General features: G+C 73.6%; 12 protein-coding genes. 8 read left to right on the forward strand and 4 right to left on the reverse strand.

All coding sequences use genetic code 11. The annotated features are described in order from the left end of the window. The first annotated feature begins 7 nt into the window (after window positions 1-7). The 4 genes from CFP66_RS07045 to CFP66_RS07060 are packed head-to-tail and all read left to right on the forward strand — an operon-like array spanning window position 8 to window position 3,790. Complete coding sequence (locus tag CFP66_RS07045; RefSeq protein WP_094921198.1) at window positions 8-1,045, forward strand: Gfo/Idh/MocA family protein; 1,038 nt, start codon at window positions 8-10, stop codon at window positions 1,043-1,045. Beyond that, window positions 1,042-1,908 (forward strand): sugar phosphate isomerase/epimerase, encoded by an 867-nt coding sequence (locus CFP66_RS07050; RefSeq protein ID WP_094921200.1) that lies wholly within the window; start codon window positions 1,042-1,044, stop codon window positions 1,906-1,908. The genes CFP66_RS07045 and CFP66_RS07050 overlap by 4 nt, the downstream gene beginning before the upstream one ends. After that, a complete protein-coding gene (locus CFP66_RS07055; protein ID WP_233159189.1) occupies window positions 1,905-2,906 on the forward strand; it encodes a Gfo/Idh/MocA family oxidoreductase in 1,002 nt (333 codons plus the stop codon). Before CFP66_RS07050 ends, CFP66_RS07055 begins: the two co-directional genes overlap by 4 nt. Next, window positions 2,903-3,790, forward strand: coding sequence for a sugar phosphate isomerase/epimerase (locus tag CFP66_RS07060; protein WP_094921201.1), 888 nt, complete (start codon window positions 2,903-2,905; stop codon window positions 3,788-3,790). Before CFP66_RS07055 ends, CFP66_RS07060 begins: the two co-directional genes overlap by 4 nt. Before the next feature lie 280 nt (window positions 3,791-4,070). Here the strand turns inward: CFP66_RS07060 and CFP66_RS07065 are convergent, their stop codons facing one another. Then, a complete protein-coding gene (locus CFP66_RS07065; RefSeq protein ID WP_094921203.1) occupies window positions 4,071-5,063 on the reverse strand; it encodes a LacI family DNA-binding transcriptional regulator in 993 nt (330 codons plus the stop codon). An 82-nt stretch (window positions 5,064-5,145) separates the two neighbouring features. Here CFP66_RS07065 and CFP66_RS07070 point away from each other — a divergent pair, with 82 nt between their 5' ends. From CFP66_RS07070 to CFP66_RS07085, 4 genes are all read left to right on the forward strand, one after another. After that, a complete protein-coding gene (locus CFP66_RS07070) occupies window positions 5,146-6,288 on the forward strand; it encodes a phytanoyl-CoA dioxygenase family protein (protein ID WP_094921204.1) in 1,143 nt (380 codons plus the stop codon). Then, window positions 6,288-7,064, forward strand: coding sequence for an SDR family oxidoreductase (locus tag CFP66_RS07075; protein ID WP_094921206.1), 777 nt, complete (start codon window positions 6,288-6,290; stop codon window positions 7,062-7,064). Before CFP66_RS07070 ends, CFP66_RS07075 begins: the two co-directional genes overlap by 1 nt. Continuing rightward, the gene (locus CFP66_RS07080) at window positions 7,064-8,065 is read left to right on the forward strand and encodes a Gfo/Idh/MocA family oxidoreductase (protein WP_094921207.1); all 1,002 of its coding nucleotides are present in this window, start codon (window positions 7,064-7,066) and stop codon (window positions 8,063-8,065) included. The genes CFP66_RS07075 and CFP66_RS07080 overlap by 1 nt, the downstream gene beginning before the upstream one ends. Before the next feature lie 127 nt (window positions 8,066-8,192). Beyond that, entirely contained in the window at window positions 8,193-8,882 is a 690-nt protein-coding gene (locus CFP66_RS07085) for an NUDIX domain-containing protein (RefSeq protein WP_094921209.1), read from the forward strand. A gap of 29 nt (window positions 8,883-8,911) precedes the next feature. Here the strand turns inward: CFP66_RS07085 and CFP66_RS07090 are convergent, their stop codons facing one another. The 3 genes from CFP66_RS07090 to purF all read right to left on the reverse strand — a co-directional run bounded on the left by CFP66_RS07090 (window position 8,912) and on the right by purF (window position 12,257). Continuing rightward, window positions 8,912-9,343, reverse strand: coding sequence for an SRPBCC domain-containing protein (locus CFP66_RS07090; protein WP_198961262.1), 432 nt, complete (start codon window positions 9,341-9,343; stop codon window positions 8,912-8,914). 159 nt (window positions 9,344-9,502) lie between these two features. Further along, complete coding sequence (gene purM, locus CFP66_RS07095; RefSeq protein ID WP_094921212.1) at window positions 9,503-10,594, reverse strand: phosphoribosylformylglycinamidine cyclo-ligase; 1,092 nt, start codon at window positions 10,592-10,594, stop codon at window positions 9,503-9,505. Between the two features lie 70 nt (window positions 10,595-10,664). Beyond that, window positions 10,665-12,257, reverse strand: a complete 1,593-nt coding sequence (gene purF / locus CFP66_RS07100) for an amidophosphoribosyltransferase (RefSeq protein ID WP_094921213.1) — start codon at window positions 12,255-12,257, stop codon at window positions 10,665-10,667. Window positions 12,258-12,278 lie beyond the last annotated feature (21 nt).

Consider the following 12,278-nt stretch of genomic DNA (forward strand, 5'->3'; position numbering starts at 1 on the left):
ATCCCCCGTGACACTCAACGTCGGCGTGATCGGCACCGGCATGATCGGTCAGGACCACATCCGGCGGCTCACCCACGTCCTGAACGGGGCGCGGGTCGCCGCCGTCACGGACGTGGACCTCGAGCGCGCCCGGACCGTCGTGGACGACCTCCCGGGCGCGGTCGTCCACGAGACCGGCCAGGACCTGATCGTGGATCCGGGCGTCGACGCCGTCGTCGTGACGTCGTGGGGCCCGACGCACGAGGAGTACGTGCTCGCCGGCATCGCGGCCGGCAAGCAGGTGTTCTGCGAGAAGCCGTTGGCCACCACCCGGGAGGCCTGCGACCGGATCGTCGAGGCCGAGGTCGCGGCGGGCCGGCGGCAGGTGATGGTCGGGTTCATGCGCCGGTTCGACCCGCAGTACCGGGCGATGAAGTCGGCGGTCACCGGCGGGGAGATCGGGGCGCCGCTGCTCATGCACGCGGCGCACCGCAACCCGTCGGTGCCCCCGCACTTCACCAGCGAAATGATCATCAACGACTCCGCGGTGCACGACATCGACGTCGCGCGGTGGATGTTCGACGACGAGCTCGCGGCCGTCACCGTGCTCAAGCCGCGGACGAGCAGCAAGGCCGCGGCGGGTTTCCACGACCCGCTGCTCGTGCTGCTGGAGCTGCGCGGCGGCGTGCTCGTCGACGTCGAGGCCATGGTGAACGCCGGCTTCGGCTACGACATCCGCGGCGAGGTCGTGTGCGAGGACGGCGCTGTCGAGCTGTCGGAGAGCGCAGGCGTCGTCGTCAAGCGGGCAGGCCGGCACTCCGGGCGCGTGCCGGAGAACTGGCGCGAGCGGTTCGTCACCGCGTTCGACCTGGAGTTCCAGGCCTGGATCGACGCGGTGACGGCCGGCGGCACCACCGGTCCCAGCGCCTGGGACGGCTACGCCGCCACCGTCGCGTGCGAGACCGGGCTGGCCGCGCTGCACAGCGGGCAGCGGATACCGGTCGTGCTGCGCGAGCGGCCCGACCTGTACGCGAAGTCGGCCGCCCAGGAGGAGGTGGCGCCGTGAAGCTCGCCGTCGACCCGTACATGCTGCGGAAGACGCCCCTGCTCGAGCTGCCCGGCGTCGTCGCCGAGCTGGGCTACCGCCACATCGAGCTGTCCCCGCGGGATGACTTCCTCCCGTTCTTCGTCCACCCGCGGGCCGGGCGCGACCAGATCGCCGCGTTCCGGCGCGAGCTGGCCGCGGCCGACGTCGAGCTGGCCTCGGTGCTGCCGCTCTACCGCTGGTCGGGCCCGGACGAGGACGCCCGCCAGGCCGCGGTGCGGTACTGGAAGCGGGCCGTCCAGGTCACGGTCGACCTCGGCTGCGACGTCATGAACTCCGAGTTCAACGGGCGGCCGGAGGCCGCGGAGGCGAGCGAGGCGCAGTTCTGGCGGTCGCTGGAGGAGCTGCTGCCCGTCTTCGAGCGCGAGGGCGTGCGGCTGGTGCTGGAACCGCACCCGGACGACTTCTGCGAGGACGGCCGGGCCGCGGTCGACCTCGTGCGCGGGATCGACTCCGACCTGGTGACGTTCCTGTACTGCGCGCCGCACACGTTCCACCAGGGCGGCGACCTGGCCGGCGTCATGCGCCACGCCGGGCCGCTGCTCACCCAGCTGCACATCGCCGACTCGTTCGACCACACCGGGTCCTCGGGCCTGCGCTACATCGTCAACCCGCCCGGCTCCACCGCGCGCGTCCACCAGCACCTCGACGTCGGGCAGGGCGAGGTCGACTGGGACCTGTTCTTCGCCACGCTCGCCGAGGTCGGCTTCGACGGGATCGCGACGGTCTGCGTGTTCGCGTGGGAGGAGCGCGCGCGGGAGTCGCTGGTCGCCAACCGGGAGAAGGTGCAGGAGTACATGCGCAAGCACGGGCTCGACTCGTGAGCAAGCTCGGGATCGGACTGGCCGGGGTCGGCCGGATGGGCCGCATCCACGCCACGAACCTCGTCGCCCGCTGCGCGCGGGCCGGCCTCGCGTGCGTCTACGACGCCGACGCGGCCCGGGCGAAGATCCTGGCGTCCCAGCTGGACGTGCCGGTGGCGGCGAGCTTCGACGAGCTGCTGGAGCGGTCGGAGGCGGTCGCGATCGCCACCCCCACCGGGACGCACGCCGAGCTCTCGGTCACCGCCGCGCGCGCCGGGATGCCGGTGTTCTGCGAGAAGCCGGTGTCGCTGGACCGCGCCACCACGGTCGCGACGATCGAGGCGGTCGAGGCCACCGGCGTGGTGTTCCAGGTGGGCTTCCACCGCCGCTTCGACCCGGACTGGGTGGCCGCCGCGGACCGGATCGCCGCCGGCGAGCTGGGCGAGGTGACGCTGCTGCGCACCTCGCTCCGGGACATGAACCCGCCCGACCCGGCCTACCTCGCCGGCTCCGGCGGCTTCTTCGTCGACGTCACCGTGCACGACCTCGACGTCGCCCGCTGGCTGGTGGGCGAGGTGGTCGAGGTCAGCGCGCACGGCGCCGCCTCCGACCCGGCGTTCGCGGAGCTGGGCGACATCGACACCGCCGTCGTCGTCCTGCGCTTCGCGAACGGCGCGCTCGGCGTCATCGACAACAGCCGGGGCGCCCGCTACGGCTACGAGTGCTCCACCGAGGTGATGGGCACGCTCGCCACCGCCCGGATCGACGCCCCGCACCGCCGCGGGCTGGAGTGGCGCACGCCCGGCACCGCGTCCCGCGACCTCGTGCGCGACTTCGAGGAGCGCTACCCGCACGCCTACGCCGCCGAGCTGGACGCGTTCGCCGAGTGCGTGCGCACCGGCGCCCCGCCCCGCGTCACCGGCCGGGACGCGCTCGCGGCGTTCGACCTGGCCGCCGCGGCCGACACCTCGTGGCGGACAGGCCGCCCCGTGACCCTCTCCCAGGAGGTTTCCGCATGACCGCTGACCGGATCGCAGGCGCACCCATCTCGTGGGGCGTGTGCGAGGTCCCCGGCTGGGGCTACCAGCTGCCGCCCGCGCGGGTGCTCGCCGAGATGCGCGACGTCGGCCTCGCCGCCACCGAGCTCGGACCCGACGGGTTCCTGCCCGCCGACCCCGGCGCCACCGCGGACGTGCTCGCGCGCCACGACCTGCAGGCGATCGGCGGCTTCACCCCGCTGCTGCTGCACGTCCCCGGCCAGGACCCGGTGCCCGACGTGGAGGAGCTGCTGAAGACCTACGCGGCGACCGGTTCGGACGTGCTCGTGCTCTCGGCCGTCACCGGCCTGGACGGCTACGACGAGCGCCCCGAGCTCGACGCCGACGGCTGGGCGACGCTGCTGGGCAACCTCGACCGGCTGCACGTGCTCGCCACCGCGCACGGTGTGAAGGCGGTCCTGCACCCGCACGTCGGCACGATGGTGGAGAACGGCGCCGAGGTGCAGCGCGTGCTCGACGGCTCGTCGATCGCGCTCTGCCTCGACACCGGGCACCTGCTCATCGGCGGCACCGACCCGGCCGAGCTCACCCGCCAGGCCCCGCACCGGATCGCGCACACCCACGTCAAGGACGTCGACCTCGGCCTCGCGCAGCAGGTGCAGTCCGGGCGGCGCACCTACACCGAGGCCGTCCGCGAGGGCGTCTACCGGCCCGTCGGGCAGGGCGATGTCGACTTCGCCGCGATCGTCGGACACCTGCGCGACGAGGGCTACACCGGCTGGTACGTGCTGGAGCAGGACACGATCCTCACGGAGGAGCCACGAGGTGAGGGCCCGCTGACCGACGTGCGCACGAGTGTGGAGGAGTTGCGCGCGCTCCTGGGGAACCATTCCACGACAGAGTGACGCAGGCCTCACCCGGAGGTGACACGCTCCGGACCGCTGGGACGATAGTCCGCAGAGCAGCCGGGATCCGAACGCCGAAGGGGGCGACCACCATGATCAATATCTCCGTGTCCTCGCGATCGTTGGCAGCCGCCCGCCGGGTGGACCCGAACGTCTCCCCCGCCGCCGTGCACGCGGCCGTGGAGGCGGCGATCGCCGAACACGCACGCGAGCAGCGCAGACGCCCGGTGACACCGCCGGAATCAGCCGACGCGACGGACGCGTAGCGACCCGGGCCGGGTCAGCGCGGAGGGGCCGTCGTTCCGCGAACGACCAGGCGCGGGGTGAGCACCACCTCGACGGGCTCGGTGCGCTCCCCGTCCAGGCGTTCCACCGCCGCCGCCACCGCGCGACCGGCCTGCTCGGCGGCCTCCTGGCTCACCGTCGTCAGAGCGATGTGGGCGAGGCGCGCCAGCTCGCCGTCGTCGTAGCCGACCACCGACACGTCCTGCGGCACCCGCACGCCCGCCCGCAGGAACACGTCGAGCAGGCCGATGGCACAGCGGTCGTTGGCCGCGAAGACCGCGGTCGGCAGCTCCGGCCCGGCCAGCAGCTCGCGCGCGGCGTCCGCGCCTGCCGCCTCCACGTAGCCACCGGCGAGCACCCGGCCCGGGCTCAGGCCGTGCCGGCGCAGGGCGGCGTGGAAGCCCGTCCTGCGGTCGGCGGCCATGGCCGCCGACCCGCCGTCGACGTGCACGATCCGCCGGTGCCCGAGCCCGACGAGGTGCTCGACCACCTCGGCGACGCCCGCCTCGTCGTCCACCCGCACCACGTCGAACCCGTCCGGGCGCACCCGCCGCCCCACCACGACAGCCGGGACGCGCGACGCGAGAGCGGCGAGTGCCGCGGCCGGGTGCTCGGGCGCCAGCAGCAGGACTGCCTCGCAGCGCATGTCGAGCAGCGTGTCGACGACGCGCTCCTCGCCGGAGGCGGCGGTGACGGCGCCCAGTGCCACCGCGTACCCGCGCGCGTCGGCGGCGAGCTGCACCTCCTCGGCCAGCTCGGCCCGGAACGCGTCGCGCAGCATGACCGGGACGCCGAGCAGGCGGGTGCGGCGGCGCGCGAGCATGCTGGCCGTGCGGTCGGCGCGGTAGCCCAGGCGGGCGGCGGCCGCGAGCACCCGCTCCCGGGTCTGCGCGCTCGGGCCCGCCACGTCGCGCAGGACGAGGGAGACGGACGCGGTCGAGACGCCCGCCTCGGCGGCGACGTCCTCCAGGCGTGGTCTCCGGTTCACGGCACCCCCTTGACACTCTTCGCGACCGGGAGGATCGTACCTGATGGCTAAAGCGCTTTAAAACGCTGCAACGGGAGCCTCCATGGCAACGACGCACGCCCCCGACACCCCCTGGTCCGAAGCCGCCTGCCGGCTCGAGGACCTGCTCGCGGTGCTCGCCGAGCACACCGATCCACACGACCACCCGCTGGCGGCAGACGTCGTCGACGAGGTGCTGGTCTACGACGCCGACCGACTGCTCGCCGCGCGCGGTGACGCGGTTCGGGCCGATCTGGTCCGCGCGTTCACCGACGGGCCCGGGGTCGTGGTGGTGCGCGGCGCCTACCCCGACGCAGGCGTCGTCGACCGCGCCACCGCCGCGTTCGAGGAGATGATCGCCGAGCAGCGCGCGAGCGGCACGACAGCGGGCGACCACTTCGCGAAGCCCGGTGCGAACGACCGCGTCTGGAACGCGCTCGAGAAGCTCGCCGTGCGCGCGCCCGAGGTGTTCGTCGACTACTACGCCAACCCCGTTCTCGCGCTCGTCGCGGACGCCTGGCTGGGCCCCGGCTACCAGGTCACCTCACAGGTCAACGTGGTGAACCCGGGCGGGGAGGCGCAGGTGGGGCACCGCGACTACCACCTCGGGTTCCTGTCGCCGGCGCAGATCGAGCGGTACCCGGCGCACGTGCACCGCCTCTCCCCCGTGCTCACGCTGCAGGGTGCGGTGGCGCACACCGACATGCCCGTCGAGAGCGGGCCCACGATGTACCTGCCGCACTCGCAGAAGTACGGGCCCGGCTACCTCGCGACCGGGCGTCCCGAGTTCGCGGAGCACTTCGCACGTCACCACGTCCAGCTGCCGCTGCGTAGGGGCGACGCCGCGTTCTTCAACCCCGCGGTCATCCACGGCGCCGGGCACAACCGGTCCGCGGACGTGCGGCGGGCGGCCAACCTGCTGCAGGTCTCGTCGGCGTTCGGGCGGGCCATGGAGAGCGTCGACCGCGACCGGATCTGCCGCGCCGTCTACCCGGCCCTGCGCGCGCACCCCGCGCCCGAGCCTGCCGTCGCCGCGGCCGCCGAGGGCTACCCGTTCCCCACGAACCTCGACCGAGACCCACCGGTCGACGGGCTCGCCCCGGCGAGCCAGGCCGACCTCGTCCGGCAAGCGCTGGCACAGGGCCTCGAACCCGCCGAGTTCGAGGCCGCGCTGACCGCGCACTCCGACCGCCGCCGGACCACCTGATGCCCCTTCTCCACGACAAGGTGCTGCTGGTCAGCGGCGGAACGCAGGGCGTGGGCGCCGGGGTGGCGCGGGCCGCCGCGCGCGAGGGCGCCCCCGTGGCCGTGTCCGGGCGGCGACGGGAGCCGGGCGAGGAGCTCGTCGCCGAGCTGCGCGCCGCCGGGGCCGAGGCGCTGTTCGTGCCGGCCGACGTCGCGGACGTCGCGCAGGCCCGGGCCTCGGTCGCCGCCGTCGTCGAGGCGTTCGGGCGGATCGACTGCCTGGTCAACGCGGCCGGCCTGACCTCGCGGGGCACGCTGCTCGACACCACGCCCGAGCTGTTCGACGCGCACGTGGCGATCAACCTGCGAGCGCCGTTCTTCCTGATGCAGGCCGCCGTGCGCGACATGCTCGGCCGCGGCGCGCCCGGCACGATCGTCAACGTCATCTCCTCCTCGGAGCTGGGCGGGCAGCCCTACCTGGCGCCCTACGTGGCCGCCAAGGCCGGCCTCGCCGGGCTCACCCGCAACGCCGCGCACGCCCACCGCTTCGACCGGGTCCGGATCAACGGCCTCGACATCGGCTGGACCGACACCGAAGGCGAGGACGCCACCCAGCGGCGCTTCCACGACGCCGACGACGGCTGGCGCGAACAGGCGGCGCAGCGGCTGCCGATGGGCAAGCTCGGGCAGGTCGACGAGATCGCCGACTTCGTGGTGCTGCTGCTGTCCGAGCGCAGCGGCGTCGTCACCGGCTCGGTGATCGACTGGGATCAGAACGTCTTCGGAGGGTTGGACTGATGCGCCTCGGACTCGTCGGGCTGGGCCGGATCGGCGCGTTCCACGCGCGGACGCTGGCCGACCTGCCGGCCGTCGACTCGCTCGTCGTCACCGACGCGCTGCCGGCCACCACGAAGGAGGTGGCTGCGCGCGTCGGCGCCGAACCGGTCGACTCGGTGGCCGAGCTGCTGTCCGCGGGCGTCGACGGCGTGCTCGTCGCGGCCGCCACCGACACGCACCCCGAGCTCGTGCTCGCGGCCGTCGAGGCCGGGTTGCCGGTGTTCTGCGAGAAGCCGCTGGCCCGCGCCGTCGGTGACGCCGCGGCGGTGGCGCGGCGGGTGCAGGAGTCGGGCGTGCCCGTGCAGGTCGGGTACCCGCGCCGGTTCGACCCGGCGTTCCTGGCCGCCCGCGCGGCCGTCGAGGGCGGGGAGCTCGGCGGGCTGCACACCGTCCGCTCCACCACGCTCGACCCGGCGCCGCCGCCCGCGGCGTACCTCGCCGGGTCCGGCGGCATCTTCCGCGACTGCGCCGTGCACGACTTCGACGCGGTGCGCTGGGCGACCGGACGGGAGGTCGTGGAGGTGTACGCCACCGGCTCGGACCGCGGCGACCCGCTGTACGCCGACATCGGCGACGTGCACACCGCGGCCGCCATCCTGACGCTGGACGACGGCACGCTCGGCGTCGTCTCGAACAGCCGCGGCAACCCGCGCGGCTACGACGTGCGCCTGGAGCTGCACGGCACCGCCGACAGCGCCGCCGCAGGCCTCGACGACGGGCTGCCGCTGCGCTCGCTGGAGCCGGGCGTCACGTTCCCGGCCGGCCCGCCGCACAGCTTCTTCATGGACCGCCTCGCCGCGGCGTTCCGCGCGGAGCTGGCCGCGTTCACCGAGGTGGTCGCGGGCACGCGCCGGTCCCCCTGCACGGTGCAGGACGCGCTGGAGGTGGCATTCATCGCGGAGGCCGCCGCACTCTCGCTGCGCGAGCACCGCCCGGTCCACGTGGCGGAGCTCCATCCCTGAGCAACGAACGGCACTTTCGTCGATACCTAGCTGACGAGAGTGCCGTTCGTCGCCCGAAGGGGTCCCGCGACGGACGCCGAGTGATCGACATCGGGTAGCGTCAGGCCGACGAGAAGTCGGGAGGACGATGCGCGGCAACCTGTTCGCGGTAGCGGTGGACCTGGTGGTGCTCACCGTGCGGGACGGCATCCTGTGCGTACTGCTGCGGGAGCGGCAGGCCAAGCCGTTCGCCGGGGAGCTCGCGCTGCCCGGTGGGTTCGTGCAGGGTCGCGAGGACCTGCTCGACGCCGCAGGCCGCGAGCTCGCCGAGACCGGCCTGGCGATCCAGGGCCACCACCTCGAGCAGCTCGCCGGCTACGCGGCCCCCGACCGGGACCCGCGCGGGCGCGTGCTGAGCGTCGGGCACCTCGCGCTGGTGCCGGACCTGCCCGAGCCTCCCGGTGAGGGCACCTGGTGGCCGGTGGTGAAGGTCGACGCCCTGGCGTTCGACCACCTGCAGATCCTCGCCGACGGCGTCGAGCGCGCCCGCGCGAAGCTCGAGTACACGACGCTTGCCGCCGCGTTCTGCCCGCCGGAGTTCACGATCTCCCAGCTGCGCCGGGTCTACGAGGCCGTCTGGGACACCACTCCCGACCCGCGCAACTTCTCCCGCAAGGTCACCAACACCGAAGGCTTCCTGGAGCCGACGGGGACAAAGGTCAGCGGCGGCCGAGGACGCCCGGGCCAACTCTTCCGCCGAGGCAAGGCGACGGCTCTGCACCCCCCGATGCTGCGCGAGGCCCCCTCCACACGTACGAACGGCGCATTCGTCCGATAGAGCAGGACGAAGGTGCCGTTCGTACGGTGTCAGATCGTCGGCACGTACGCGGCCAGACCGTCGAGCAGCATGCCGCTGCCCTGCTCCGATCCGTCCCGCGCCTCGGGAGTGGCACAGGACTGCGACACGGTGATGCGGGTCCGCTGCCCACCGAGGTCGGTGAACTCCATGGCCATCACCGTGGAATCCCCGTCCGGGAGGTCCATGGCGACGTCCAGGCGCCGGTTCTCGACCACCTCGCCGTAGGAGCCCGTCAGCGGGAACTCGGAGCCGTCGGGAGCGGACATCGTGGCCTGCCAGGCGCCGCCCGGGCGGACGTCCATCCGGAGGGAGGACCGCACCGCGCCGGACCACTGCGCGTAGTGGTCGGGCTGCGTCCAGGCCGCCCACACGTTCTCGACCGGAGCGTCGAGCTCACGGGTGAGGGTGTAGGAGTAGCTGGAGGTCGTGGTCTCGCTCATGTCCATCTCCTTCGAGTGGTGCGCTCCGTGGTGGAGCCGACAGGAGGATGGACCGGCCAGGACGGCGGAACTGAGCGGTGGCCGGAGAAGATCCGCAGTATCGGTTGCCCATTGTCGTGATCACAGCAATGGACAACCGATACTCGCGATCATGGTGGGTCAGAAGCGGGGGTGATCGCCCTTCATGTGCACCTTCCGCCCGGGCCGGCTCTTGCCGCGGCGCACCTCGCCCAGCACCCACGCCGGCACGTGGCGCGCGGTGAGCACGGCCAGGGCGCGGTCGACGTCGTCGGCCGGCAGGACGGCGACCATGCCGACGCCCATGTTGAACGTCTGCTCCATCTCCGCGCGCTCGACGCGGCCGCGGGTGGCGATCATCTTGAACACCGGCGCCGGGGTCCAGGTGCCGCGTTCGACCACCGCGTCCACGCCCTCGGGCAGCACGCGTTCCAGGTTGCGGGCCAGCCCGCCGCCGGTGATGTGCGAGAACATCCGCACGCCGGTCTCCGCGGTGAGCGCGAGGCAGTCGCGGGCGTAGATCCGGGTGGGGGCGAGCAGCTCCTCGCCGAGGGTGTGCCCGAACTCCTCGACGTGGCCCTCCAGCGGCAGCCGCGCGATCTCCAGCAGGACGTGCCGGGCCAGCGAGTAGCCGTTGGAATGCAGACCCGACGAGCCGAGGGCCAGGAGCACGTCGCCGGGGCGCACGCGGTCCGGGCGCAACATCGCGTCGGCCTCCACGATCCCGACGCCGGTGCCCGACACGTCGTACGCGCCGGCCTCCATCAGCCCGGGGTGCTCGGCCGTCTCGCCCCCGAGGAGGGCGCACCCGGCCTGCTGGCAACCGTCGGCGATGCCCTTGACGATCGACGCGATCTGCTCGGGCACGACCTTGCCCACCGCGATGTAGTCCTGCATGAACAGCGGCTCGGCCCCGCAGACGACGAGGTCGTCGACGACCATCGCGACCAGGTCGAGCCCGATGGTGTCGTGCTTGTCGAGGGCCTGCGCGATCGCGACCTTCGTGCCGACGCCGTCGGTGGAGGAGGCCAGCACGGGCTCGCTGTAGCGGCTCGACTTGAGGGCGAAGAGCCCGGCGAACCCGCCGATGCCCCCCATCACCTCGGGCCGGCCCGCCTTCTCCGCGTGCGGGCGCAGGGCGTCGACCGCGCGCTCCCCGGCGTCGATGTCCACCCCGGCCGATGCGTAGCTCGCACCTGCCCCCTCGGGTTGTGACGTGCGGGTCCGGGGCATGGTCGTCGCGCTCCTGGCGGTCGGGGTCGGCGGGCGCACCGCCGGGGATCGGGTAGGGCCTGCTACCGGGTCAGGGCCGGCCGAGCGCATCGGCGGCACCGTAACCGACGGCGAGCGGGCCCGGGTCACCGGACGCGGCACCGGTGACGTCGCTCGGTACGACCAGCTCCTCGAGCAGGTGCTTGCCGAGCCGCGCCTCGTCGGGCAACGCGATCGGGTACTCGCCGGTGAAGCACGCAGCGCACAGGCGGCTGCGGGGCTGCTCGCTGGCCGCGATCATCCCGTCGACGGAGACGTAGCCCAGGGAGTCGGCGCCGATGGAGCGGCGCACACCCTCGGTGTCCAGACCGCTCGCCACGAGCTCGGCGCGGGTGGCGAAGTCGATGCCGTAGAAGCAGGGCCAGCGCACCGGCGGGGAGGCGATGCGCACGTGGACCTCGAGGGCGCCGGCCTCGCGCAACATGCGCACGAGCGCGCGCTGGGTGTTGCCGCGCACGATGGAGTCGTCGACCACGACGAGCCGCTTGCCGCGGATGACCTCGCGCAGCGGGTTGAGCTTGAGCCGGATGCCCAGCTGCCGGATGGTCTGGCTGGGCTGGATGAAGGTGCGGCCGACGTACTGGTTCTTCACCAGGCCCTGGCCGTAGGGGATGCCGGCGCCCTGCGCGTAACCGATGGCCGCCGGGGTGCCGGACTCGGGCACCGGGATCACCAGGTCCGCCTCGGCGGGGAACTCGGCCGCGAGCCTGCGGCCGATCTCGACCCGGGCGGCGTGCACGGAACGCCCGGAGATGGTGGTGTCCGGCCGGGCCAGGTACACGTACTCGAACACGCAGCCCTTCGGCTCCGGCGCGGCGAACCGCGAGCTGCGCAGCCCCTCGGCGTCGATGGCCAGCAGCTCGCCGGGCTCCACCTCGCGGACCATCGACGCGCCGACGATGTCCAGCGCCGCGGTCTCGCTCGCCACCACCCAGCCGCGCTCGAGGCGGCCCAGCACCAGCGGCCGGACGCCGTGCGGGTCGCGCGCCGCGTAGAGCGTCTGCTCGTCGGCGAACACGAGCGAGAACGCCCCGCGCACGCGCGGGAGCAGCCGCAGCGCCGCCTCCTCCACGCCGGTGTCGGCCGCGGAGGCGGCCAGCAGCTCGCTGATCAGGTCGGAGTCGGTGCTGGCCGGGATCGCGCCGCGCTGCCCGCGCGGGGTGCCCTCGCGCAGGGCGATGACCTCGTCGCGCAGCTCGGCGGTGTTGACGAGGTTGCCGTTGTGGCCGAGCGCGATCCCGCTCCCCGTGGCGGTGGTGCGGAACGTGGGCTGCGCGTTCTCCCACGAGGTGGAGCCGGTGGTGGAGTAGCGGCAGTGCCCGACGGCGAGGTGGCCCTTCAGCGAGGAGAGTACCTGCTCGTCGAAGACCTGGCTGACCAGCCCGAGGTCCTTGAACACGACCATGCGGCGACCGTCGGAGACGGCGATGCCGGCGGCCTCCTGGCCACGGTGCTGCAGGGCGTAGAGCCCGTAGTAGGTGAGGTTGGCGACGTCCTCACCCGGCGCCCAGACCCCGAAAACGCCGCACTCCTCGCGGGGGGCCGGGTCGTGGGCCTCCGGGTCGAGCTCGGGTTCCGGGTTGCGTCGGGTCGGCTGCTGGTTCCTGGCGGAACTCGGGCCCACAACTCGCTCCTTGCGCAGACG

Origin of the sequence: Pseudonocardia sp. MH-G8, assembly GCF_002262885.1 — a bacterium.
Lineage (GTDB): Bacteria > Actinomycetota > Actinomycetes > Mycobacteriales > Pseudonocardiaceae > Pseudonocardia.

Coding starts and splice junctions, on each gene's coding strand:
- CFP66_RS07060 (WP_094921201.1), top strand. CDS start 2,903: ATGACCGCTGACCGGATCGCAGGCGCACCCATCTCGTGGGGCGTGTGC.
- CFP66_RS07070 (WP_094921204.1), top strand. CDS start 5,146: ATGGCAACGACGCACGCCCCCGACACCCCCTGGTCCGAAGCCGCCTGC.
- CFP66_RS07075 (WP_094921206.1), top strand. CDS start 6,288: ATGCCCCTTCTCCACGACAAGGTGCTGCTGGTCAGCGGCGGAACGCAG.
- CFP66_RS07080 (WP_094921207.1), top strand. CDS start 7,064: ATGCGCCTCGGACTCGTCGGGCTGGGCCGGATCGGCGCGTTCCACGCG.
- CFP66_RS07085 (WP_094921209.1), top strand. CDS start 8,193: ATGCGCGGCAACCTGTTCGCGGTAGCGGTGGACCTGGTGGTGCTCACC.
- CFP66_RS07090 (WP_198961262.1), bottom strand. CDS start 9,343: ATGAGCGAGACCACGACCTCCAGCTACTCCTACACCCTCACCCGTGAG.
- purM (WP_094921212.1), bottom strand. CDS start 10,594: ATGCCCCGGACCCGCACGTCACAACCCGAGGGGGCAGGTGCGAGCTAC.